21 protein-coding genes are annotated in these 22532 nt (G+C 57.9%); 6 read left to right on the top strand and 15 right to left on the bottom strand.

Features of this window, described 5'->3' with window-relative positions:
• Positions 1-48: 48 nt before the first annotated feature.
• The 4 genes from INF77_RS15815 to INF77_RS15800 all read right to left on the bottom strand — a co-directional run bounded on the left by INF77_RS15815 (position 49) and on the right by INF77_RS15800 (position 6238).
• Positions 49-3126, bottom strand: a complete 3078-nt coding sequence (locus tag INF77_RS15815) for an efflux RND transporter permease subunit (RefSeq protein ID WP_193531795.1) — start codon at positions 3124-3126, stop codon at positions 49-51.
• Complete coding sequence (locus tag INF77_RS15810) at positions 3123-4271, bottom strand: efflux RND transporter periplasmic adaptor subunit (protein ID WP_193531796.1); 1149 nt, start codon at positions 4269-4271, stop codon at positions 3123-3125. The genes INF77_RS15815 and INF77_RS15810 overlap by 4 nt, the downstream gene beginning before the upstream one ends.
• Before the next feature lie 78 nt (positions 4272-4349).
• The gene (locus tag INF77_RS15805; protein ID WP_193531797.1) at positions 4350-5546 is read right to left on the bottom strand and encodes a cell wall metabolism sensor histidine kinase WalK; all 1197 of its coding nucleotides are present in this window, start codon (positions 5544-5546) and stop codon (positions 4350-4352) included.
• Entirely contained in the window at positions 5543-6238 is a 696-nt protein-coding gene (locus INF77_RS15800; protein WP_028012960.1) for a response regulator, read from the bottom strand. Before INF77_RS15800 ends, INF77_RS15805 begins: the two co-directional genes overlap by 4 nt.
• A gap of 124 nt (positions 6239-6362) precedes the next feature.
• Here INF77_RS15800 and INF77_RS15795 point away from each other — a divergent pair, with 124 nt between their 5' ends.
• Positions 6363-7148, top strand: a complete 786-nt coding sequence (locus INF77_RS15795) for a MipA/OmpV family protein (RefSeq protein WP_193531798.1) — start codon at positions 6363-6365, stop codon at positions 7146-7148.
• Positions 7149-7176: 28 nt separating this feature from the next.
• Here INF77_RS15795 and yajD read toward each other — a convergent pair whose 3' ends face one another.
• A complete protein-coding gene (gene yajD / locus INF77_RS15790) occupies positions 7177-7524 on the bottom strand; it encodes an HNH nuclease YajD (RefSeq protein ID WP_003857471.1) in 348 nt (115 codons plus the stop codon).
• A gap of 177 nt (positions 7525-7701) precedes the next feature.
• Between yajD and INF77_RS15785 the strand changes: the two genes are divergently transcribed.
• Positions 7702-8727 carry an LLM class flavin-dependent oxidoreductase gene (locus tag INF77_RS15785; RefSeq protein ID WP_048956325.1) on the top strand — a complete coding sequence of 342 codons (1026 nt, stop codon included), beginning with the start codon at positions 7702-7704 and terminating at the stop codon, positions 8725-8727.
• A gap of 28 nt (positions 8728-8755) precedes the next feature.
• Positions 8756-9703, top strand: a complete 948-nt coding sequence (locus INF77_RS15780; protein ID WP_193531799.1) for a zinc-dependent alcohol dehydrogenase family protein — start codon at positions 8756-8758, stop codon at positions 9701-9703.
• Positions 9704-9706: 3 nt separating this feature from the next.
• On the opposite strand, the gene INF77_RS15775 is transcribed toward INF77_RS15780, so the two are convergent.
• Positions 9707-10741, bottom strand: a complete 1035-nt coding sequence (locus tag INF77_RS15775) for an AI-2E family transporter (protein ID WP_028012964.1) — start codon at positions 10739-10741, stop codon at positions 9707-9709.
• 422 nt (positions 10742-11163) lie between these two features.
• On the opposite strand from INF77_RS15775, the gene mdtJ reads away from it, so the two are divergent.
• The gene (gene mdtJ / locus INF77_RS15770) at positions 11164-11526 is read left to right on the top strand and encodes a multidrug/spermidine efflux SMR transporter subunit MdtJ (protein ID WP_028012965.1); all 363 of its coding nucleotides are present in this window, start codon (positions 11164-11166) and stop codon (positions 11524-11526) included.
• Positions 11513-11842: a multidrug/spermidine efflux SMR transporter subunit MdtI gene (gene mdtI, locus INF77_RS15765; RefSeq protein ID WP_028012966.1), complete on the top strand. Its 330-nt coding sequence runs from the start codon at positions 11513-11515 to the stop codon at positions 11840-11842. The genes mdtJ and mdtI overlap by 14 nt, the downstream gene beginning before the upstream one ends.
• 38 nt (positions 11843-11880) lie before the next feature.
• On the opposite strand, the gene INF77_RS15760 is transcribed toward mdtI, so the two are convergent.
• The 9 genes from INF77_RS15760 to puuD all read right to left on the bottom strand — a co-directional run bounded on the left by INF77_RS15760 (position 11881) and on the right by puuD (position 20715).
• Entirely contained in the window at positions 11881-12702 is an 822-nt protein-coding gene (locus tag INF77_RS15760) for a serine protease (RefSeq protein ID WP_028012967.1), read from the bottom strand.
• Positions 12703-12804: 102 nt separating this feature from the next.
• The gene (locus INF77_RS23490) at positions 12805-12888 is read right to left on the bottom strand and encodes a hypothetical protein (RefSeq protein ID WP_023617729.1); all 84 of its coding nucleotides are present in this window, start codon (positions 12886-12888) and stop codon (positions 12805-12807) included.
• Between the two features lie 93 nt (positions 12889-12981).
• The gene (gene asr, locus INF77_RS15755) at positions 12982-13356 is read right to left on the bottom strand and encodes an acid resistance repetitive basic protein Asr (RefSeq protein ID WP_032642591.1); all 375 of its coding nucleotides are present in this window, start codon (positions 13354-13356) and stop codon (positions 12982-12984) included.
• A 148-nt stretch (positions 13357-13504) separates the two neighbouring features.
• A complete protein-coding gene (locus tag INF77_RS15750; protein WP_045261459.1) occupies positions 13505-14992 on the bottom strand; it encodes a carboxypeptidase M32 in 1488 nt (495 codons plus the stop codon).
• Between the two features lie 150 nt (positions 14993-15142).
• Positions 15143-16414 (bottom strand): 4-aminobutyrate transaminase, encoded by a 1272-nt coding sequence (puuE, locus tag INF77_RS15745; RefSeq protein WP_048961371.1) that lies wholly within the window; start codon positions 16412-16414, stop codon positions 15143-15145.
• 25 nt (positions 16415-16439) lie between these two features.
• Positions 16440-17720 (bottom strand): FAD-binding oxidoreductase, encoded by a 1281-nt coding sequence (locus INF77_RS15740; protein WP_045261457.1) that lies wholly within the window; start codon positions 17718-17720, stop codon positions 16440-16442.
• Entirely contained in the window at positions 17717-19210 is a 1494-nt protein-coding gene (gene puuC / locus INF77_RS15735; protein ID WP_193531800.1) for an aldehyde dehydrogenase PuuC, read from the bottom strand. The genes INF77_RS15740 and puuC overlap by 4 nt, the downstream gene beginning before the upstream one ends.
• Before the next feature lie 157 nt (positions 19211-19367).
• Positions 19368-19925, bottom strand: a complete 558-nt coding sequence (gene puuR / locus INF77_RS15730; RefSeq protein WP_013096835.1) for an HTH-type transcriptional regulator PuuR — start codon at positions 19923-19925, stop codon at positions 19368-19370.
• Between the two features lie 25 nt (positions 19926-19950).
• Positions 19951-20715: a gamma-glutamyl-gamma-aminobutyrate hydrolase gene (gene puuD, locus INF77_RS15725; RefSeq protein ID WP_028012974.1), complete on the bottom strand. Its 765-nt coding sequence runs from the start codon at positions 20713-20715 to the stop codon at positions 19951-19953.
• 214 nt (positions 20716-20929) lie between these two features.
• Here puuD and INF77_RS15720 point away from each other — a divergent pair, with 214 nt between their 5' ends.
• Entirely contained in the window at positions 20930-22348 is a 1419-nt protein-coding gene (locus INF77_RS15720; protein ID WP_048999451.1) for a glutamine synthetase family protein, read from the top strand.
• Positions 22349-22532 lie beyond the last annotated feature (184 nt).

Raw genomic sequence — 22532 nt, 5'->3', positions numbered from 1 at the left:
ACCGTTTTGCGCTGACGGCTGTGTAATCTGCCGGGGAACGATTGAGCCTCAGCTCACCTTTCTTCTGCGGCTTTGCGCTGAGTCCCCCCACTGTAACAGCAGGCTAAACGACGCGGGTAATACGGTCAGCGTTACCAGCGTCGCGACCAGCAGCCCGCCGATAATCGCATAGGCCATTGGCCCCCAGAATACCTGATGAGAGATCGGAATCATGCCCAGAATGGCGGCGCAGGCGGTCAGACAGATGGGTCTGGCCCGATGCTCCGCGGCCGCCACAATCGCGGCATCGTTTGCCATCCCTTGAGTAAGATTACTGTCTACCTCGCTAATCAGTATCACCGCGTTACGCACGATCATCCCCGCCAGGGCGATGACGCCCAGCAGCGCGACAAATCCCATCGGCGTGCCGCCGGGTAGCATAGCCAGCACGATCCCCGGTAAACCAAACGGGGCCATCAGAAGCGCCAGCAGCATCCGGGAATATCGGCGCAACTGAAGCATCAGCAGCATCAACATGATGACAAGCGTCACCGGAAGAACGCTAAAAACGGAGCTGTTCCCCTTATCTGATTCGGCAACCGCGCCGCCTTCTTCTATGCTGTAACCGGCAGGCAGCTCCGCGCGCAGCGTGTCGATCGCCGGACGCAGCGCCGCCGATACCGCTTCGGCCCTCAGCCCCGGCGCGAGGTCAGTTTGCACCGTAATAAAAGGCAACCGCTGTCGACGCCAGATGACCGGATCGTCCACGTTCCAGACCAGCGTCGCGACGGCGCTGAGCGGAATTTTTTTACCGTCATTCCCCTGAACGGTCAGCGAGGAGAGGGTGGCGGTGCTGTGACGTTCATTGTCCGTGGCCCGTAGCACCACGTCGACAAGGCGATCGTTATCCCTGACCGAGGTGACAACGCTGCCGGACCAGAGGGTATTCAAGGTGCGGGCGAGAGCTTCTGACGATATTCCTGCCGCCCTGGCCGCCGTCTGATTCACCTTCAGAGTAATGATCCTCTCCGGCTCTCCGGCCGTCTGGTTAACCTCGCGCGACAGCGGCGATTGGCCAATCGCGTCGGCCAGACGGTTCGCAAGCGCCCGGACCTGCCGATAATCAGGCCCGCTCACCCGGTATTTGATTGGCCAGCCGACGGGCGGCCCAAGCTCCAGGGGCGACACGCGCGTGATGATGTAGCTAAACTGCGCCGCCAGCAGCCTGTTCAACTGCCCATGCAGACGATCCCGCGCCTGAAGATCCTTCGCCACCACCACAATCTGGGCGATGTTTTCATTTTCCAGCAGCACGTCCATCGGCAGGTAAAAACGGATGGCTCCTGACCCGACGTACGTCGAGTAGCGCTCGATATTGCTGTTGCCGGCCAGCGCGTGTTCCAGCTTTTCCACCTCTCTTAACGTTTCGGGCTGCGACGCGTTGGCCGGAAGCGTCAGGCTGACCAGCAGCTCAGGCCGGTCCGACGCGGGGAAGAACTCACCCTGCATAAACGTCGTGCCGTACACGGACAGCCCCAGCGCGGAAAGCGCAATCAGCACGGTGGCGAGCCGGTGACGTAGCGCCAGCCCTAAAAGCCGCCCGTACCCGCGCGCGATCCTTCCAGGGCCTGCCGCGCGATGTCTGACCTTCTCCGGCAGCAGCCACGTGCCCGTCAGCGGCGAAAACAGGATCGCGACAACCCAGGAGCAGAGCAGGGCAATCAGCACTACCGCAAATAGGGAAAAACAATATTCACCGGCGCTGGAGGCCGCAAAACCAACGGGAATAAACCCGGCAATCATCACCAGGGTTCCGGTGAGCATCGGGAAGGCCGTCGTTTTGAATGCATGGGTGGCTGCATGCCGACGGGAATCCCCGGCTTCCAGTCGGGAGACCATCGTTTCGACGGCGATCATGGCGTCATCCACCAGCAGACCCAGCGCAATGATCAGCGCCCCAAGCGAGATACGCTGAAGCCCGATGCCGGCGAGCATCATGCCGGCAAACGTCATGGCGAGCACCAGCGGAATGGCCGCAGCCACCACCAGCCCCGCCCGCAAACCCAGCGAGACAAATGAAACCGCCAGCACGATAACAACAGCTTCAATAAGCACCCGGACAAAACCACTTACCGCGTCACTGACCACCGCCGACTGATCGGCAACTTTCACCATCTCAATACCGTGCGGCAGCCCGGCGCTGAGGACTGTCATTCTGTCGTTCAGCGCGGCGCCAAAACGCAGCATGTTGCCCGTTGGCGCCATTGACACCGCCAGTCCGATGGCCGGTTTGCCGTTTACCCGGTACGCGGGGGGCGGCGGCTCGGCGGCTTCCCGGGCGACGGTGGCGATATCGGTCAGCGGAATATAGCGATTGTTAATGTGCAGCGTGATGGCGCGTAAACTCTCTTCGGACGTGAGCGCCCCGCTGACCTTGAGCGCGATGTTCTCCTGCCCGGTACGCATAACGCCAGCCGGGACAACCGCGTTTTGCGCCCGCAGCGCATCGGCGACCGCCTGAATATCCAGTCCCATACCCGCCAGACGGGCCGGAGAAAAGGCGAGAACCATCTGATCCTGCTGTTCGCCCAGAAGGGTGGTTTTGCCGATATCTGGCAAGGAGGCGAGCTCACGACGTATTGTCTCAACGCGATCCCGCACTTCCCGTAAGGTGTAGCCGTCGGGAATAAAGCCGTAAATCGTGCCGAACGTATCGTCAAATTCGTCGTTCACGGCCGGGCCCTGAACGCCTTCCGGTAAAGACGGCGCGATGTCCTGCATTTTTTTGCGGACCTGATACCAGATGTCCTGCACCTTTTGCGGCGGGGTATTGTCACGGAGATTCACATGGATAACCACGCTCCCGGCACGGGTTTCACTTTCGAGATAATCAAGCCAGGGCGTTTCCTGCAGCTTTTTTTCAAGCGTATCGGTCAGCAGACGGGTGGTGTCCGTTACGGACGCGCCCGGCCACTGCGCGGAGACGACCGCTGTTTTGATGGTAAAAACCGGATCTTCATTACGCGGCAGTTTTTCATAGCAGAACACGCCCATCGCCACGATCAGCAGCATGAAGAAACTGACCATCTGCTGATGGTTAAGCGCCCATGCGGACAGGTTAAATTTCGCTTCCGGTTTCGTGTTCATGGCTGAACCTCCCCGGGTACCACCGGCTCTCCGGAACGGAGTTTGCTCACGCCAGCCGTAATCACCCGGTCGCCTGGCTCAAGGCCGGAGGCGATAATCACCGAGGAGGCCGTATAGCAGGCAGGCACCACCGCACGCAGCTGCGCCTGCGAATGCGGGTTAATCACAAACACCGCCGGTCTATCTCCTGTTCGGCTCAGCGCCGATGCGGGAATGACGTAACCTCGCGGGCCAGTCGAGGGCAGGGTGACGGTGACGCTGGCACCCAGCGCTATCGCCGCTGGCGGGTTTATCAGGGTGGCTCTGACGCGCCAGGTGCGGGTCTGAGGATCGGCCTGCGGGGTGATATCCCGCAGCACGGCAGATGCCTGTACCGACGGGTCGCTGAGCAGGGAAACCCGCAATTCCGCCTTATCCAGCGGCGGTATCGCATCGGGCGTGGCGATATCAAACGCTACATCGCGGGCTTCGCCGGTTGCCAGCGTAAGCACCGTCTGTCCCGCGCTGACAACCTGGCCCGCAGAGGCGCTCACCTCGGTGATCGTGCCGGTTTGTGGAGCGATAAGGCGCGTCCAGCCAAGGCTTTCGCGGGCGTTACGCAACGCGGCCTCGCTGCTTTTTAATCGCGCGCGGGCGACAAGCCAGTCCGCGCGGGCGCTGTCGAGTTGCGTGCGGGCTATTGCGCCCGTCGGCATGAGCTTTTGCATTCGGCTGACGTTAAGCGCGGCAACCTGCGCTGAGGCTTTGGCCCCTTCATAGTCGGCCGTTGCGCTGTCGAGCTGATTTTGTCCGGTGGTATTTTCAAGTGTGGCCAGCAGCTGTCCGGCATTAACCCGATCGCCAATATCAACGCTGCGCGTCAGTATTCGCCCCCCGGTTTGAAAGCTCAGCGTCGTTTCATCGCGGGCATGGATCTCACCGGTCCTTTCCAGCGCGGGGAGGGTTTGGGCTGTACGTACGACGACGTAGCGCACCTTACGCACTGGGGCAGGCTTATTTTCCTGTTTGTCACCGCAGCCGGTGAGCGGAAAAATCACCAGCGCGAGCAGGACCAGAGGGAGAAAATTTACCCAGGAAAGAGTGCGCGCCACGCCGTACAGATGGTGCAGGCAGTGGCGGAGGGAGAGAACAAATTCGTCTGACATAACGCCGCTCCATAAAGATGAGGGCGTTATTAAATGCGCGCTACGTCGAGAAAGATTCGATGTTCTGTCAAGGGTTTATCAAGAGTGGATATTTTCATTACCGGACGGCTGCCAGGGTAACAAAATACGCACAGCAAGGCCGCCCGTTTCCGGTAATGAGGCCTCGATCGTGCCCCCATGGGCCTGACAAATCGCCCGGGCGATAGACAAACCGAGGCCGCTGCCGCCGGAATGCCGCGCGCGGGACTGCTCCTCACGGCTAAAGCGCTTAAACATGTCCGGTAAGAACTGGGGGGATACGCCCGGTCCGTCATCGTGAAATTCAATGGCGTAATGCCCACTGGAGTAGTGCAGCGCCACCTCAAGATGGCCGCCTTCGCGACCGTAGCGTAGTGCATTTTCCATAAGGATAGTAAATACCTGCCCCATGCGGAACGCATCGCCTCTGAACGGGAACGTACGCGGGTTACGCAGCGTAATCGTAAAATGATGCGCTTCGGCCTGCGGCATGATCCAGGCCGCCCGCTCCTGAATAAGCTCATCCAGAGAAAAGGTCTGCTCTTCCAGCACCAGATTTCCCGCGTCCGCTAACGAGAGAAGGTGAAGCTCATCGGTCAGGCGATTGAGATGCTGAAGCTGTTTCATCACCATTCCCAGCTGCACCGGGCTGGCATCAAACACACCGTCCAACATGCCCTGCAGACGACCAATGGCGGCCGTCAGGGGCGAGCGCAGCTCGTGCGCCATCGCGACGTGCGAGGCGCGGAGCTCTTTTTCATAGCGGGCGAGTTGCCCCGTCATGGAGTTAAAGTCGTTTGCAAAGCTGACCATTTCCACTGGCGCATCCTTGACCAGTTCAGCCTGACGGCCAAACTGCCCGTCGGCGACATCTTTGGCGGCATCGCGAAGACGGCTGAACTGCAGCGCCAGCGGTCGGGCGTGTTTTAACCCCATCACCACAATAAACGGGATCATCACCAGCACCAGCAGGGCCACCGTAACCCAGTCCGCAGAGGCGATGGATGGCGTGGAATAACTCAGCCCCCACCAGGTATCCACAATGCTGTGGAAGCGGGCCGGATCGGCCTGTGGGTTCTGGCTGAGCGTCAGAAATTCCTGCCGGACCGCCGCTGGCATTCTGCCCATTATCCAGTAGTTCTGTACCGCATAACGTAGCCACATGCAGGTGGCAATGACGATCACGCTGCCGATGGCCAGTGCCAGGATACGCGCGCAAATCCAGCGCCAGAGAGAGGAGTGCCGGTTTTTTATCATGGTTGTCTGAACCTGTATCCCACGCCGCGAACGTTAATCAACACGCCGGAAATACCCGCCGCTTCGAGTTTTTTACGCAGGTTATAAATATGGGTGTCCACCACGCGCTCCAGCGCCTCGCTTTCCGGCAGACAGTGTTCCAGCAGGTACTGACGGGAAAAGGGGCGAGCGGGAGAGCGCAGCAGCGTTGCCAGAAGCGAGAATTCCGTTGGCGTAAGATCGAGCATCACGGGCGCGTCGCCGCCGTTATCCACGCTCGCCACAATGGCGGCCACATCCACCTCCAGCGTTTGCCAGCGAAGGATCTCGTCGTCTGTCTCTTTTTTACTGCTGCGTCGCAGCACCGCCTGTACGCGAGCCACGACTTCTCCCGGATGATAGGGTTTCACAACATAATCATCGGCACCGTACCGCAGGGCACCAATGCGATCGGGGGTGTCGCCCATGGCGGTGACCATGATCACCGGTACATCGCTTTTACGACGCAGTCCGGCCAGCACTTCGGTGCCGTTAAGCCCGGGCAGCATCACGTCCAGCAGGATGAGGTCGGGTTTCCACCGCTGCGCCATATCCAGCCCGGAAAGACCGTCTCCGGTAATGGTGACATCGTAATTTTCACGACGTAAATAGGCTTCAAGCACGCCAGCCGCATCGGCGTCATCTTCAATAATCAGCACTCTTCTGGACAACATCCGTTCACCTTGACCGTTTCTTAACACTATCCCGACGATTCATTGATTTAGCCAAACCATACTGCGCCAACATTGTGTGGCAGACCCTGAATCAGCAGACGCCAGCGTCTGCGTGGAGAACAGTATGATAGCGATAAAAAAAGGCCTGTATATGACCGTTCCGCTTCTGATGGCCGTTGCCTCAGGTGTGCAGGCGGATGATGACGCCGCTTCCGGCTCTTTAACCGTCGGGCTGGGCGGTCACTATGCCCCCCGTTATTCAGGCTCAGACAAGCAGGTGTGGCAGGTGGTTCCTGTGCTGCAGGGGCGCAAGGGTGCTTTCTTTATTGATGCACAAAAAGGAGTGGGATATGACCTGCAAAACGACAGCGGTTGGTACCTGGAACATACGCTGGGTTACGACCTCGGGAGGGCAGAGAAAAATTCTGGCTGGCGTGAGGGCGCAAACAATCTGAAGGGGATGGGGGACATTGATGCCACCCTGAATACCGGCCTGGCTGTCGGCTGGCAGGCTGCGTCCTGGCTAAGCGTTGAGGGTAAGGCGACGCTACCGTTAACGGACAGCCAGGGCGTAAGTTATCAGGCGTCCGTTACGTTGATTCCCCTACAAAACAGCGAGGACACGATCGCCGTTCAGTCTGCGGCTCTGTTTGGCGACAGCCGTTATCTGAATACCTGGTATGGGGTCAGCGAGCAGCAGAGCCGCCGCACCGGCTATCGCCGCTATTCAGCGCCGGGGGGATTTTATGGCGTCGACACCAGCCTGACCTGGAGCCATCAGTTCGATGCTCACTGGGGAACGGTCCTGAGCGCGGACTATACCTGGCTTGGCGACCATGCGAATGAAAGCCCAATAGTGATGCGGCGCAATGAGGGGTCTGCAACCGCCGCTATCACCTGGACATTTTAAAATTGCGGAGCACGAGCGGACGAGAAGATTATTTCTTCTTATCCATCATCGCTTTTAAATCGGCAAACGGGTTAAACGTGGCGACACCCACGTCTTTTTGCGCGTCTTCACCGGCGACCACGGTGGTGCCGTACTGATCCGCTTCGGTGTATTTCGAATGCTCGTGATCGTGGCAAAACAGGCACAACAGCTCCCAGTTGCTGCCATCTTCCGGGTTGTTAGTATGGTCATGATCGATATGGTGAACCGTCAATTCACGCAGGTTGGAATAGACGAACTCCCGCGAGCAGCGTCCGCAGACCCAGGGATAGATTTTTAATGCTTTCTCGCGATAGCCGCTTTCCAGTCGCGCGTAGTTTTTAGGGATCAGAGCCATTGCCGGTTTTACCTGCCATGAAAAAAGTGGGGGATATTATATCCATTATGGAGCGGAATGACGAACCCCGTTATTCCGTCAATTTATTTGATGCTTTCCGTTAAATAAACGGCATTTATTCTTACCGGGTAATGCGTAAAGTGGACAGAACGCAACGCATTATCAGGACACAGGGTTATGAAAAAGATCGGTTTTTTATCGTTTGGTCACTGGACGCCTTCTCCGCAGTCCGGAACGCGCTCGGCGGCAGACACGCTGCTGCAGTCCATCGACCTGGCCGTGGCCGCTGAAGAGCTGGGCGCGGACGGCGCCTATTTCCGCGTGCACCACTTCGCCCGTCAGCTTAGCTCGCCGTTCCCTCTGCTGGCGGCAATAGGCGCGAAAACGAAAACCATTGAAATCGGTACGGGCGTGATTGATATGCGCTATGAAAACCCGATGTATATGGCCGAGGATGCGGGCGCGGCAGATCTGATCTCCGGCGGCCGTTTGCAGCTTGGCATCAGCCGCGGCTCCCCGGAGCAGGTCATTGATGGATGGCGTCATTTCGGCTATGTCCCGCAGGAAGGAGAAAACGAAGCGGACATGGCGCGCCGTCATACCGAGGTGCTGCTTGAGGTGCTGCGCGGCGAAGGGTTTGCAAAGCCGAATCCACAGCCGATGTTCCCCAATCCGCCTGGGCTGCTGCGCCTGGAACCGTATTCTGAAGGGCTGCGGGAGCGTATCTGGTGGGGCGCCGGTTCGAATGCGACGGCGGTATGGGCCGCTAAGCTCGGCATGAACCTGCAAAGCTCAACCCTGAAAGACGACGAAACCGGCGAACCGTTCCATATTCAGCAGGCAAAACAGATCCGCGCCTATCGTCAGGCGTGGAAAGAGGCAGGGCATGCGCGCGAGCCGCGCGTCTCGGTCAGCCGCAGTATTTTTGCCCTGATGGACGACCGCGACCGGATGTACTTCGGCGCCAGCCGCAACGACAGCGATAGCGTGGGATATCTTGATGAAAAAACGCGCGCGATCTTCGGGCGCAGCTATGCCGCGGAGCCTGACAGGCTGATTGAACAGTTGAAGAAGGACGAGGCGATTGCCGAGGCTGATACGTTATTACTGACCGTACCGAACCAGCTCGGTGTGGATTACAATGCGCACGTGATTGAGTCCATTCTCAAACATGTCGCACCGGCAATGGGCTGGCGCGATTAGGTATTCCGCCGTCAGCCGTGAGATCGTAATGGAAAATCTGGCCCTCTGGTATCGCCGTTTTGGCGAGCCAGAATCTGTTCTGCAACCTGAAACCGCGCCGCCGGGCGTGCTTGCGCCGGGACACCTCCGCGTGCAAATGCTGTATGCGCCGGTGAACGCGTCCGATCTCATTCCCATTACCGGCGCTTACCGCCACAGAACCCCGCTGCCCGCCGTCGCGGGCTATGAAGGCGTCGGCGTTGTCATTCAGGCGCCCGCGTCTTTTGCGCATCTGCAGGGTAAACGCGTTCTGCCGCTGCGCGGGCAGGGCACCTGGCAGCGCTATGCGGATTGCCCGGCAGAGTATGCGATACCCGTGCCGGACGATGTCGATTCACGCCTGGCCGCGCGGGCCTATATCAACCCGCTGGCGGCGCAGATGATGTTGAGCCACTATCCACCGCGGGGAAAGCGGGTGCTGCTCACGGCCGCCGGTTCGGATTGCGCCATTCTGCTCGGGCAGTGGGCGCGTCTGGCGGGGGCAGAGGCGGTGTACGGTATTCATCGTTCGCCCGCTCACGCTGAACGGCTGGCGGCGATGGGGATCGTTCCTGTCGCACAGCATGACATGCAGCGGATTCTCTCCGTTGCCGCGCGTGCCGACGTCGTTTACGATGCAACCGGCGGGGCGCTGGCGGAAGCGATCCTGAGCGTGCTGCCGGAGCAGGGCATATTTGTCTGCTACGGGCTGCTCTCCGGGCAGACCTTCCGCCAGCAGCGGCCCCTGCCGCGCGTGGCGTGGTTCCATATTCGTAACTATCTGGATGGGCTCAGCGCAGAGGTGTGGCGCGCGGAGTTCGATCAAATCTGGCCCCGGATGCGCGCCAGCGCGTACAGCCCCGGAACGGTGTACCCTCTGACGGACTGGCAGAGGGCGCTCAGGGCTTACCGTGAAGGAGGAAGGGCAAGCAAGCCCCTCATGTCGATGGCGGAATGACGGCTATTGATGGCTCATATCGCTCAGCAGCACGGCGATGCTTTGCCCGCCCGCCGTCTGTTCCAGACCAATCTTCACGATGATGGTCAGCGGAACGGAGAGCAGCATGCCTACGGGACCGAGCAGCCAGCCCCAGAAAATCAGGGACAAAAAGACGACCAGCGTCGAAAGCCCCAGCCCACGCCCCATCATTCGTGGTTCAAGAATATTCCCGAATACCAGGTTAATCGCCAGATAGCCGGCCAGCAGAATCAGCGCATCATAAAATCCACTGAACACCAGCACCTGAAGAATAGGGGGGATTGCCGCCAGCACGGAGCCGATGTTAGGAATGTAATTGAGCGCAAATGCCAGTAACCCCCAGACGAACGCAAAGCGGACGTCCAGCGCCACCAGCATTCCCCAGACCACCACCCCGGTGACCAGGCTGATGACGGTTTTCAGTACCAGATAGCGTGAAACGCTGTCCAGCGCGCGCTGAATAGCTCCCATTCCTTCAACCGGACGAACCATGATTTGCTGTAACTTTGCGGGCAGCTGTGGCACCTCCAGCAGCATGAACACCACCGTTAAAAACAGCAGGAAAATGGAGGTCATGGCATTGGAAAGCTGCGTCAGCAGGCCTGTGACGATGGTCATGGCCGCATTAGGGTCGATATATTTAAGAAGCTCCTCAACCGAAACTTCTATTCCCGCGCGCTGAAGCCAGGGCTCAAGCTGCAGCAGCGGTATCGCCAGCGAGGAACGGTATTTCGGCAGCGTTCGCGCCAGTTCGTTCAGCGAGGTACCCAGATACGCAACCAGTAACACCATGGCGAAAATAATGACGCTAATTAGCAGAGTAATTGCCAGCACGCGCGGGATGCGCAGCCGCGTCATGCGCTGGACCAGTGGGTTAAGGATCACCGCAACAAACAGGGCCAGAATAAAGGGCACAATGATGTCGGCGGCAAAACGAACGCCCGTGAGTATGATCACCAGCATGCCCAGCATGATGACAATTTTTAACCCGTTCAGGGTAATAATGGGTTTAGCCATGGTGACTCCAAAAAACGCTTTTTATTTATAATAGAGGGTAAACGTCCTGCAATAAACTAACCAAAATCAAACGGGATGGGTAAAGAATTGAAAAGACTTTGAGTAAAATCTTCAGTTATGGTACAAATTTGGCGTGTTCAACTACCGAGGACAATTTTCATCCGCAAAGACGAGAAGCAACAACGCGGATAATTGTAATTTTATGGACAATTTGTTCAGGACCTATTCTTCAAACAACGCTGCTCTATTTTCTACCTCCTTCTGCCTGATTGCTGGTGAGCAACACTGGCGCACTGCACTATAGTCACCTCTTCTGCCTGAGCTGGCGCTACGCGCTTAGCTGTCTGATTTAATTTCATATTTTTTGGGTTTGCTGCATGCAGCGGGCCACGATGGATTATATTCTCAAGCAGGAGAAAAACATGTTTTACTGGATCTTATTAGCCCTGGCTATCCTCGCTGAAATTACCGGCACGCTGTCAATGAAATGGGCAAGCGTCAGCGAGGGCAATACCGGTTTTATTTTAATGCTGGTGATGATATCCCTTTCCTATATTTTCCTCTCATTTGCGGTGAAGAAAATTGCGCTGGGTGTGGCCTATGCGCTGTGGGAAGGGATCGGTATTTTATTGATTACGCTGTTCAGCGTTCTGATATTCGACGAAACATTAACAACAATGAAGGTCGCCGGGTTAACGACGCTGGTCGCGGGTATCGTGCTGATTAAATCAGGTACCCGTAAACCGACAAAACAGCAGAAGGAGCAGAACCATGCAACAGTTTGAATGGGTTCATGCGGCCTGGCTGGGCTTCGCCATCGTGCTGGAAATTCTGGCGAACGTGCTGCTGAAATTCTCTGACGGTTTTCGCCGTAAGGTTTATGGCCTGATGTCGATTGCCGCAGTGCTGGGGGCGTTCAGCGCCCTGTCACAGGCGGTCAAAGGTATCGATCTGTCCGTGGCCTATGCGCTGTGGGGCGGTTTTGGTATCGCCGCCACCCTGGCCGCAGGGTGGGTGCTTTTCGGGCAGCGTTTAAATAATAAAGGCTGGATAGGACTGATTTTGCTGCTGGCGGGCATGATCATGATAAAACTCGCCTGATCAATCGGTAACCCTGATCCACAGACGGCCGCGCTGGCTTACTCTTTAGCCAGCGCTTCCAGCTTATCGCGAAAACCGGTGACGGATAAGGCCCGGTTATCGGCTCGCCAGCGGTCTTTCGCTGCCGGGGCGGAGCTTTGAACCCCAATCAACTGCCAGCCGTTATCGGTTTTCAGCATCAGCGGTGACCCGCTGTCGCCCGGCAACGTATCGCACTGATGGGAAAGCACGCTGGTCTGCGCCCAGCCCGTCACGATACAGTCCGTGTGGGTGTAAAGCGCATCCAGATGATCGACCGGGTAGCCTGACTGCGTTACCTTGCGGTCGGCGGCTTTCAGCGCGGCGGTGAGCGCCGCTTTATCGCCGTCAAACAACGGCAGCGGCGTAATGCCCGAAGGCGGGTAGCGCAAAATAATCAGGCCAAAATCCCACGAGGCTGCCGCGGGCGGCACAATCCAGCCGTCGCCATCCGGTTTAAGACGCTTCCCAAGAGAAGCATCAACCCGGCCTTCAATGCCGTGGATTTCATAGCGCCAGATCCCTTTTTGCGACACAAATCGTAAGACAACCGCTTTGTCTGGCTTACCGTTGGGTGGCGTCAACAGGCAGTGGCCCGCCGTCAGCGCTAATTGCGGGGTGATTAACGTCGCGGTACACAGGTTGCCGCTGGCGGTTTCCAGTTGGCCTATAGCGTCCCAGGGAGCCTGGGTAGGATCGGTGACGCGAGTACGATCGTCATGACCGAAAAAAAGCGTCTTTAGCTCTTTCGCGCTAATGGCGTTATCACCGCCATCATCCGCCTGTGAAAATCCAGAAAAAAGGCCAAACGTTCCCAGCAACAACACAACAGATTTACGCATATCACACTCTGGTGGGGGTAATTATGATTATTAAAAGTGAACCCTATGAAAATACTATAGACGGGACGGCGCTAAAGTGGGAGTAAAATCAGCGTGCTACAGTCAGGAAAGATAAAAGCGGCTGGCGATGAGCGCGCATAAAATAAGCAGGATAAGAATCAGCTCAAACCGATAGCGTCGCAGCATACGCCCTCCGGATAAAAAAAACGGCGCAGAACCTTTTCCGGTTCAGCGCCGGTTTACCAACGTGCCCCGCAGGGCACGGTTAAGCTTGTACGCTTACGCAGCTGGCTGTGCAGCTGGTTTAGCAGCTTCGTGTTTTACTGCTTTTTTGTGATGCTTTTTCGCAGCCTGGGCTTTCTGCTCTACGGCTGGTTTAGCGGCTTTCTTGTGGTGCTTTTTCGCAGCCTGAGCTTTCTGCTCTACGGCTGGTTTAGCGGCTTTTTTGTGGTGCTTTTTAGCTGCCTGCGCTTTTTGCTCTGCAGCCGGTTTAGCGGCTTTGTGGTGTTTCTTGTGATGTACGGTTTTTGCTGGCGCCGCGGTGGTCGTTGCAGCAGGCGCAGCAGCAGCTGGTGCAGCAGTGGTTTCAGCAGCAAACGCAGCAGAAGACAGACCCATAGCAGCGGCAACAACCAGAGCTAATACTTTTTTCATGTTCATACCCTCGAATTTGGTTTTTCATTTAACCCCACTGCGGGGCCGTTGAAATAACTATATCCCTGTAAATTCGGGGTTTCCGTGAGTGATTGGTATCGGCGTGTAACCATATGTACAAGGCCGGGGAAGAACCCCGGCCTTATCATTACAGGTAGCGTGAGGTCAGGTGTTCGCGGAAGTAGCGGATATTCAGATCTTCACCCGTCGCCTGGGTAATTAACTGCGACGTGCTAAAGCGGCTACCGTGCTGCCAGATGTTCTGACGCAGCCACTCAAAGAGGGCGGAAAAATCCCCTTCAGCGATGGAGGACGCTAGTCCCGGAAGCGCGGTCTTTGCAGCATGGAACAGCTGCGCGGCATACATCGCGCCCAGCGTGTACGACGGGAAGTAACCAAACCCGCCGTCGGTCCAGTGGATATCCTGCATGCAGCCGTTGCGGTAGTTATCTTTGGTGGATAATCCGAGCCAGGCCTGCATTTTCTCATCCCACAGGGCGGGGATATCGTCCACCTCAATCTCGCCGTTGATCAGCGCCCGCTCAATCTCATAGCGCAACACCACGTGTGCCGGGTAGCTCACTTCGTCGGCATCGACGCGGATATAACCTGGCTTCACGCGCTGGTTCCAGGCGATAAAGTTCTCTTCGCTAAACGCCGCCTGACTGCCAAAGCGGGCGTGAACGGCTGGGAGGAGGTGCTTGAGGAAGGCTTCGCTGCGTCCCAACTGCATCTCAAAGAACAGGCTCTGGGATTCGTGGATCGCGGTTGAGCGGGCCAGGGCAATAGGCTGGCCTGCCCACGCGCGCGGCAGGTTTTGTTCGTAGCGCGCGTGTCCGGTTTCGTGGATCACGCCAAACAGCGCGCTGAGCAGCTCGTCCTCATCATAGCGCGTGGTAATGCGCACGTCTTCCGGTACGCCGCCGCAGAACGGGTGCGCGCTCACGTCCAGGCGACCGCCGTTGAAATCGAAGCCGAGCATCTTCATGGCTTCCAGACCCAGTTCGCGCTGGGTTGCCGTCGGGAAGGGGCCCTGCGGCGGAACGAACGACCGCTGAGCCTGTTTCTCCACCGCGCTTGCCAGCAGGTCCGGCAGCCAGGTTTTCATATCACCAAACAGCACGTCCAGGCGCGCGCTGGTCATGTCCGGTTCAAAAATATCCAGCAGCGCGTCGTACGGCGTACAGCCTTTGGCTTCTGCGCGCAGACGGGCTTCTTCACGGCTGAGTTTCACCACTTCTTTCAGGTTGGCGGAAAAGCCCTGCCAGTCGTTCGCGGGACGCTGCGTACGCCAGGCGTGCTCGCACCTGCTGCCCGCCAGGGATTTGGCTTCAACCAGCGATTCCGGCAGCAGGGTAGCCTGCTGATACTGTCGCGTCATTTCACGCAGGTTGGCCTGTTCGACGTCATTCAGATCTTCCCCTGCTGCGGCCGCTAACAGGTCGCCGACTTTTTTATCGGTCAGGATCTGATGTTGCAGGACGCTCATCTCTGCCAACGCTTCACCGCGTGCGGCGCTGCCGCCTGGCGGCATCATGGTGAACATGTCCCAGCTGGCGATGGAGGAGAGATGCGAGAAGCGAGAGAGGCGCTGGAAGGTTTTCACAAGCGACTGATAGGCGGATGTTTTTTGCAATTCTTATTTCCTCTTGCCGGGGATGTGTTTCAGGGAGCATACAATGAAACAGACCAAATTCCCCAACATTTCCCACACGGAGGAAATCTATGCCGATCTCCTCCGTTGAAACCGTCTCCGGAATGCCGGGAGACGGTTTTCGGTGGGCACTCAGGACTTATCGCGCATAACCTGTTGCAGGATCGCCAGTGCCTGGTTGAACTGAGCATCCGGAATGGTCAGCGGATAAAGGAAGCGGATCACGTTGCCGTACTGGCCGCAGATCAATAACAGCAGGCCCTGGGCGAGCGCCTTTTGCTGGATCGCCTGCGCGATGGCGGCCGAAGGCTCACGGCTCTCGGGATCAAAAAACTCCGCCGCAATCATCGATCCTCTTCCCCTTATCGCCACGAGCGCAGGGAAGGTGCCCTGAATCTCCTCCAGCGTGGCTTTCAGTCGATCCCCCAGATGGCAGGCGCGGGCGCACAGTGACTCGTTGTCGATAATATTCAGCACCGCGTGCGCGGCGGCCACCGCAAGCGGGTTGCCTGCATAGGTCCCCCCCAGACCGCCGGGCGCCGGCGCGTCCATGATTTCGGCGCGACCCACCACGCCAGACAGCGGCATTCCGCCTGCCAGGCTTTTCGCCATCGTCATCAGGTCGGGCTTGTCCACGTAGTGTTCCATGGCAAACAGTTTACCCGTACGGGCGAAGCCGCTCTGCACTTCGTCGGCAATCATCACGATCCCGTGCTCATCACAGATTCGGCGGATGGCGGCCACCAGCTCTGGCGGGGCGACGTTGAATCCGCCTTCACCCTGAATGGGTTCAAAAATAATCGCCGCCACCTGTTTCGCCTCAATATCCGCTTTGAACAGGCGTTCTATCGCCGTGATGGCATCCTGCGTCGTGATGCCGTGCAGCTCGGAGGGATACGGCACGTGATAAACCGACCCCGGGAAGGGGCCAAATCCCAGCTTATAAGGCGCGACCTTGCCGGTTAAGGCCATGGTCATATAGGTTCGGCCGTGGAAACCTCCGCCGAAGGCAATCACGCCCGGTCTGCCGGTGTGGGCCCGGGCGATTTTAATGGCGTTTTCCACCGCTTCCGCGCCCGTGGTGAAGAACGCCGTTTTGGCCGGGCTCTGGACAGGGGCCAGCTCGTTAAGTTTCTCGGCTAATGAAACATAGCTTTCATACGGCACAATCTGGTAGGCCGTGTGGGTGAACTGGTGAAGCTGTTTTTCCACTGCGGCCACCAGTTCAGGATGACGATGGCCGGTATTCAGCACCGCGATCCCGGCGGCGAAATCAATATAGTCGTTGCCTTCCACGTCGGTGAGGGTGGCATTCTCCGCCGTGCGGGCAAAGAAATTACACATTACGCCTACGCCGCGCGGGGTGGCAGAAAGTCTGCGCTGATGAAATTCCTGGTTACTCATGTCAGATACCCTTTTGTCGAAACGATCATACGCCAAGACGATCGCGCAGGCTGTAGTACGCCGCGCCCATCGCCGTGAATGGAATCCGCAGGCTGCGGCCGCCCGGGAAGGGGTAGTGCGGGAGGTTAGCAAACGCATCAAAGCGCTCAGCGTCACCGCGCAACAGTTCCGAGATCAGCCGTCCGGCCAGGTGGGTGCAGGTCACGCCGTGGCCGCTATAGCCCTGCATGTAATAGATGTTTTTGTCCAGACGGCCAAACTGCGGCATCCGCGACAGGGTCAGCAGGAAGTTGCCCGTCCAGCGGTAGTCGATTTTGACGCCTGCCAGCTGAGGGAAGGTTTTGAGCAGCTTTGGCATCACCAGGCGCTCGACATCGTCCGGATCGCGCGCGCCATAGACGACGCCACCGCCGTACAGCAGGCGGTTGTCGGCGGTGAGGCGGTAGTAATCCAGCAGATAATTGCAATCTTCCACGCAGTAGTTATTGGGGATCAGCGTGCGGGCGACCTCCTCCGGCAGCGGGGCGGTGGTCACCACCTGGGTGCCGCAGGGCATGCTGCGTTTTGCCAGCTCCGGTTCTATCTTATCGCCCAGATAGGCATTCCCGGCGACGATCACGTAGCGGGCCGTGACCTGGCCATGCTGCGTGCTTACTACTGCCGGGCTGGTGTGCTGAATGGCGGTCACCGGAGACTGTTCATATACACGCCCACCGTTCAGGCGAATGGCGTCCGCTTCGCCGATCGCCAGGTTCAGCGGATGAATGTGCCCCCCGCTGCGGTCCAGCAGTGCACCGGTATAGCGGTCGCTGTCGACTTCCCGGCGGATGGCGCTGGCGTCCAGTAGCTCCAGCTGGGTGTTGCCGTAGCGTTCCCAGTTGGACTTTTGCTCCTCCAGCGTCTCCAGCTGCTTATGGTTTAGCGCCACAAACAGCCCGCCGGGACGATAGTCGCACTGGATCTGATAGCGCTGGATACGCTCCCGAATAATTTCCCCGCCTTCAAACATCATGCTCCCGAGCACTTTGGCGGCATCGGGCCCGTAGTTTTTCTCGATCACGTCGATATCGCGGCTGTAGGAGTTAACCAGCTGGCCGCCGTTGCGTCCGCTGGCGCCGAAGCCGATGCGCGCCCCCTCAAGGAGCACCACGTCGTAGCCCATTTCGGCGAGATGCAGCGCGGAGGAGAGGCCGGTATAGCCGCCGCCCACCACGCACACGTCACAGCTGATCGACTCGTTAAGCGTCGGGAAAGGTTCATAAGCATTCGCGCTGGCCGCGTAGTAGCTGGTGGTATGTTCGGTCATGATTGAGGCTCCAGGGCAATCCAGATGGTTTTCAGTTCGGTAAATTTTTCCAGCGCGTGCAGGGACTTATCGCGACCGTTGCCGCTCTGCTTATAGCCGCCAAAGGGGACGGTCATATCACCGTCGTTGTAGTTATTGACGAAGACCGAGCCGGCTTTCAGGCGGCGGCTCATGCGGTGCGCGCGGGAGAGATCGCGGGTCCATACCGCCGCGCCAAGCCCGTATTCACTGTCGTTGGCCAGCGTTAAGGCTTCCTCTTCGGTTTTAAAACGGGTGACAACCAGCACCGGCCCGAAAATCTCTTCCCGGCACAGCGGGGAGGCAGGGTCGATGTCGACAAAAATGGTGGGACCGACTGCGGAAGGCCATGTTTGTTCCCGCCCGTCCAGCAGCAGCGTACCTTTCCGGGCTCCCTCGCGAATAAACGTGTGGACGGTATCGGCGTGCGCAGCGTCGATGAGCATGCCCATCGTGCTGTCGGGGTCGAGCGGATCGCCAGGCTGCCAGCGGTGGGCCTGCGCTTTCAGCCTTGCCAGAAAATCATCGGCGATGCTGTCTTCAAGCAGCAGGCGGGTACCGGCGATACAGACTTGCCCCTGGTTGTAAAAAATCCCGGCGGCGGTCGCGCTCACGGCCTTGTCCAGGTCCGGACAGTCGGCAAAGATAATGTTGGCGCTCTTGCCGCCTGCCTCCAGCCAGACGCGCTTCATGTTGCTTTCTCCCGCGTCCTTCAACAGCTGCTTGCCGGTACGGGTAGAGCCGGTAAACGTCAGCACTTCGACCTCCGGATGCAGTGCCAGCGCCTGGCCCGCTTCGTGGCCGTAACCGCTTATCACATTCAGCACGCCGTCCGGCAGGCCCGCCTCTTTCGCCAGCCCGGCCAGGCGCAGGGCGGTGAGCGGTGATTTCTCCGACGGTTTTAATACCACGCTATTGCCTGCGATCAGCGCCGGGCCCAGCTTCCAGCAGGCCAGCAGCAGCGGGAAGTTCCAGGGGACGATGGCCGCGACAACCCCGATCGGCTCGCGCACGATCATCGCCAGCTCGCCCGGACCCGTAGGCGCCACTTCGCCGTAGACTTTATCCGCCGCTTCGGCGTACCAGCGAATGGCGCGAGCCGCGCCGGGAATATCGTCGCGCAGGCTGTGGCGGATGGGTTTACCGGTGTCCAGCGTTTCCAGTAAGGCCAGCTCTTCGCCGTGGCGTTCCATTAAATCGGCGAGCTTATTGAGCACGGCCTTGCGCTGCGCCGGAGACGCCTGTGACCAGTCGCCGCGCTCAAATACCTCACGTGCGGCCTGAACCGCGCGGTCCACGTCCGCCTGCTTGCCCCGGGCCACGTTCGCCAGCGTCTGTTGGGTAGCGGGATTGACGGTTTCAAACGTGGCATTATCGGCGGCGTCACAATAGGCACCGTTAATAAATAACCGGGTCTCAATGGCGCTGTTTTTTGCTTTATCCTGCCAGTAAGTCAGGTGCTGAAAATGCATATTCACTCCTTTCTTTCGCAATCAGATAAATAAAGGCATGGCCGTTTCAGGCAATACGAAGCCGTGGGGCATCCCGGGAATTAACCCGTTGAATGCCGACATTGATCGTTTTTATTTGTCCCGGCGTAAGCGCGCTTACGCCGGGACTGAGTGGTAATTAGAACGTGGTGGGGGTGTGGGCACTGATAATGCGGCAGATGCCTGCCGAGGTATTGCTGAAGCTGTGCGGTATGCCGGTATTGATGGCATAGCTCTGCCCTGCAACCAGGTGATAAGGCTGGCCATTAATGGTCAGCACTATTTCACCTTCCAGTATCGTACCGATCTCCTCACCCTGATGTTTGATCCTCTCTCCGGTCGTGGTTCCAGGCTGGTAAGTTTCAAAAATCATCGCCAGCGTACGGTTCGGATTTCCGTTATGAACCAGCTTCATCGAAACCCCCTGACTGCCTATTTCGATAAGGTCTTCCTGATTAATAACCACCTGCGGTTCATCAGGTTTTTCCGGTTCCGAAAAGAATTCCGAGAGCGACAGCCCATAGACTTTCAGCAGCTTTTGCAGCGTACTGATGGCAGGACTGACTTTGTCCTGCTCAATGGTGCTGATGGCACTGTGTGTTAACCCAGACAGTTCGGCGGCACGCCGCTGCGAGAGACCCAATTGCTGGCGGATCTCAGACAGACGTTTCCCTGGCGCCAGTCCGTCATCGCTCATAGTTGCATTTCCTTTACGGTAGTGGTCAAAGCCGTTGCTTCTCGGCAATGTGGCTTTGACAGGCGGTGATAAAACCATCAAACAACATACGTGAGAGGGCGTACTCGCTGCTGTTCCATTCGGGGTGCCATTGCACGCCGAGGGCAAAAGGGTGGTCATGAACGCTGACCGCTTCGACCAGCCCGTCCGTCGAACGGGCCTCCACGCGAAGCCGTGGTCCTAACGTTCGTGCACCTTGCCCGTGTAACGAGTTTACCCAAAATGTGTTACAGCCTGGTATTAATTGAGACAGCAGTCCTCCCTCCTGAACCTGAACCTCATGAGAAGGGGCGTATTGTAGCTCAACCGGCAGTTCAGGATCTTCCCGGTGTTCAAGCAGGTCGTTCTGCTCGAACAGGCGGCGATACAGCGTCCCTCCCGTCGCAACAACCAGTTCCTGCAGCCCCCGGCAGATGGCGAAAATGGGGATGCGCCTTTCGAGCGCGGCGGCAATCAGCGCCATACTCAGAAGATCTCGCCCGGGATCGGCGTCAGGCTCATCGCCGTTTTCACCATAAAGGTGCGGCTGCACGTTACTTGGGCTGCCCGGCAGGTAAATCCCGTCCAGGGTTGGCAGCAGAGCGGTAAGTAGCTCTGGCTCTGCCAGCGCATGGGGTAAGGCAATCGGTAAGCCCCCCGCGTTAATAATGGCATTCAGGTACTTTTCTTGCAGGGTCTGGGTCTCATGACCCTTAAGCCTGTTTCTGCACATCACTACGCCAATAACTGGCTTGTTCATTATATTTTCCATGATCGCCCTCACAAAGTGGACTAAATTTAGGCCATTCTCGCCTGTGAAACGGCCTTTTCGTTCAATATTTTCTCAATCTAGCAACGGGATCTGCCTTTTGCAAACTTAATTTAACATTTGACAAACAATTTGTTTGCATACAGATTCGATAGAGTGGACATTATATTTGACAGTCCAGAGCAGCGAACGCAAATCCCAAAAACGGTGGTAAATCATGGAAACCAATATCGTAGAAGTTGAGAACTTTGTGCAGCACACGGATGAGAGGCGGGGCAGCGCCTTTACGCAGGAAGTGAAGCGCTATTTAGAAAAGTATCCTGACACCCAGTTTATTGATGTCCTCCTGACCGACCTGAACGGCTGTTTTCGCGGCAAGCGCATCCCGGTTGCCGGACTGAGCAAGCTTGAAAAAGGCTGCTATTTCCCGGCATCGGTTTTCGCCATGGACATTTTGGGTAACGTCGTGGAAGAGGCGGGCCTGGGGCAGGAGCTCGGCGAGCCGGACTGTATCTGCGTGCCGGTACCGGGTACCCTGACGCCGTCCGCCGCCGACCCGGAATACATTGGTCAGGTGCAGCTCACCATGGTCGATGAAGATGGCGCTCCCTTTGACGTTGAGCCGCGGAACGTACTCAACCGACTCTGGCAGCAGCTGCGCCAGCGCGGTCTGTTCCCCGTGGTAGCGGTAGAGCTGGAGTTCTATTTACTTGACCGTAAGCGCGATGCCGACGGCTATCTGCAGCCACCCTGCGCGCCGGGCACCGACGTACGCAACACGCAGAGCCAGGTCTACTCGGTTGATAACCTGAACCACTTTGCTGACGTGCTGAACGACATTGACGAACTGGCGCAGCTGCAGCTGATCCCCGCCGACGGGGCCGTGGCTGAGGCCTCCCCGGGCCAGTTTGAAATTAACCTGCATCATACGGAAAACGTGCTCGACGCCTGCGATGATGCGCTGGCGCTAAAACGTCTCGTCAGGCAGATGGCGGAAAAACATAAGATGCACGCCACGTTTATGGCAAAGCCGTATGAAGAGCATGCGGGCAGCGGGATGCATATCCACATCAGCATGCAAAACAACCGAGGCGAAAACGTGCTCGCAGACGCCAGCGGCGAGGATTCCGCGCTGCTGAAACGCGCGCTGGCCGGGATGATCGATCTGATGCCTGCGTCCATGGCGCTGCTGGCGCCGAACGTCAACTCCTACCGCCGCTTCCAGCCGGGAATGTACGTACCGACGCAGGCGTCATGGGGACACAATAATCGCACCGTTGCCCTGCGTATCCCCTGCGGCGATCGCCATAACCATCGGGTCGAGTACCGCGTGGCGGGAGCAGACGCGAACCCGTATCTGGTGATGGCGGCGATTTTTGCCGGCATTCTGCACGGGCTGGATAACGATTTACCCCTGCAGGAAGAAGTGGAAGGCAATGGTCTGGAGCAGGACGGACTGCCGTTCCCGATTCGTCAGAGCGATGCGCTGTGGGAATTTATGCAAAACGATCATCTTCGCGAGCGGCTGGGCGAACGTTTCTGCCACGTCTATCACGCCTGCAAACATGATGAATTACTGCAGTTTGAACGCCTGATTACCGAAACAGAAATTGAGTGGATGCTGAAAAACGCCTGATGACGTGCCCCGGTTAGGGGCCGCTTTGTTTCATCGCATACGTATCACCAAACGGCCTGCGCGGAGCCTGGCCGAAACGTTCGCTGGCACGCCAGCTATCTCCCGGGAGTCGCGTTATGGAGCGCAGGCGGCACAGGGACTTTCTTAACGACACTGTGTGACGAGGTAGGAAATGATGCAGATG

The sequence above is a fragment of the Enterobacter cloacae complex sp. P1B genome (assembly GCF_014982345.1).
In the GTDB taxonomy this organism is placed as follows: domain Bacteria; phylum Pseudomonadota; class Gammaproteobacteria; order Enterobacterales; family Enterobacteriaceae; genus Enterobacter; species Enterobacter bugandensis.
Note: the sequence above shows the minus strand (reverse complement) of the source record. Positions and strands in the feature narration are given on the sequence as shown.

What these genes read in the sequence shown, in the direction of transcription:
- puuD (WP_028012974.1), bottom strand. Translation starts at nt 20,715, where the DNA reads ATGGAAAATATAATGAACAAGCCAGTTATTGGCGTAGTGATGTGCAGA.
- INF77_RS15780 (WP_193531799.1), top strand. Translation starts at nt 8,756, where the DNA reads ATGGAAAATCTGGCCCTCTGGTATCGCCGTTTTGGCGAGCCAGAATCT.
- puuR (WP_013096835.1), bottom strand. Translation starts at nt 19,925, where the DNA reads ATGAGCGATGACGGACTGGCGCCAGGGAAACGTCTGTCTGAGATCCGC.
- INF77_RS15760 (WP_028012967.1), bottom strand. Translation starts at nt 12,702, where the DNA reads ATGCGTAAATCTGTTGTGTTGTTGCTGGGAACGTTTGGCCTTTTTTCT.
- INF77_RS15815 (WP_193531795.1), bottom strand. Translation starts at nt 3,126, where the DNA reads ATGAACACGAAACCGGAAGCGAAATTTAACCTGTCCGCATGGGCGCTT.
- INF77_RS15800 (WP_028012960.1), bottom strand. Translation starts at nt 6,238, where the DNA reads ATGTTGTCCAGAAGAGTGCTGATTATTGAAGATGACGCCGATGCGGCT.
- puuC (WP_193531800.1), bottom strand. Translation starts at nt 19,210, where the DNA reads ATGCATTTTCAGCACCTGACTTACTGGCAGGATAAAGCAAAAAACAGC.
- INF77_RS15720 (WP_048999451.1), top strand. Translation starts at nt 20,930, where the DNA reads ATGGAAACCAATATCGTAGAAGTTGAGAACTTTGTGCAGCACACGGAT.
- INF77_RS15805 (WP_193531797.1), bottom strand. Translation starts at nt 5,546, where the DNA reads ATGATAAAAAACCGGCACTCCTCTCTCTGGCGCTGGATTTGCGCGCGT.
- puuE (WP_048961371.1), bottom strand. Translation starts at nt 16,414, where the DNA reads ATGAGTAACCAGGAATTTCATCAGCGCAGACTTTCTGCCACCCCGCGC.
- INF77_RS15740 (WP_045261457.1), bottom strand. Translation starts at nt 17,720, where the DNA reads ATGACCGAACATACCACCAGCTACTACGCGGCCAGCGCGAATGCTTAT.
- mdtI (WP_028012966.1), top strand. Translation starts at nt 11,513, where the DNA reads ATGCAACAGTTTGAATGGGTTCATGCGGCCTGGCTGGGCTTCGCCATC.
- mdtJ (WP_028012965.1), top strand. Translation starts at nt 11,164, where the DNA reads ATGTTTTACTGGATCTTATTAGCCCTGGCTATCCTCGCTGAAATTACC.
- INF77_RS15795 (WP_193531798.1), top strand. Translation starts at nt 6,363, where the DNA reads ATGATAGCGATAAAAAAAGGCCTGTATATGACCGTTCCGCTTCTGATG.
- INF77_RS23490 (WP_023617729.1), bottom strand. Translation starts at nt 12,888, where the DNA reads ATGCTGCGACGCTATCGGTTTGAGCTGATTCTTATCCTGCTTATTTTA.
- INF77_RS15775 (WP_028012964.1), bottom strand. Translation starts at nt 10,741, where the DNA reads ATGGCTAAACCCATTATTACCCTGAACGGGTTAAAAATTGTCATCATG.
- INF77_RS15785 (WP_048956325.1), top strand. Translation starts at nt 7,702, where the DNA reads ATGAAAAAGATCGGTTTTTTATCGTTTGGTCACTGGACGCCTTCTCCG.
- yajD (WP_003857471.1), bottom strand. Translation starts at nt 7,524, where the DNA reads ATGGCTCTGATCCCTAAAAACTACGCGCGACTGGAAAGCGGCTATCGC.
- asr (WP_032642591.1), bottom strand. Translation starts at nt 13,356, where the DNA reads ATGAAAAAAGTATTAGCTCTGGTTGTTGCCGCTGCTATGGGTCTGTCT.
- INF77_RS15810 (WP_193531796.1), bottom strand. Translation starts at nt 4,271, where the DNA reads ATGTCAGACGAATTTGTTCTCTCCCTCCGCCACTGCCTGCACCATCTG.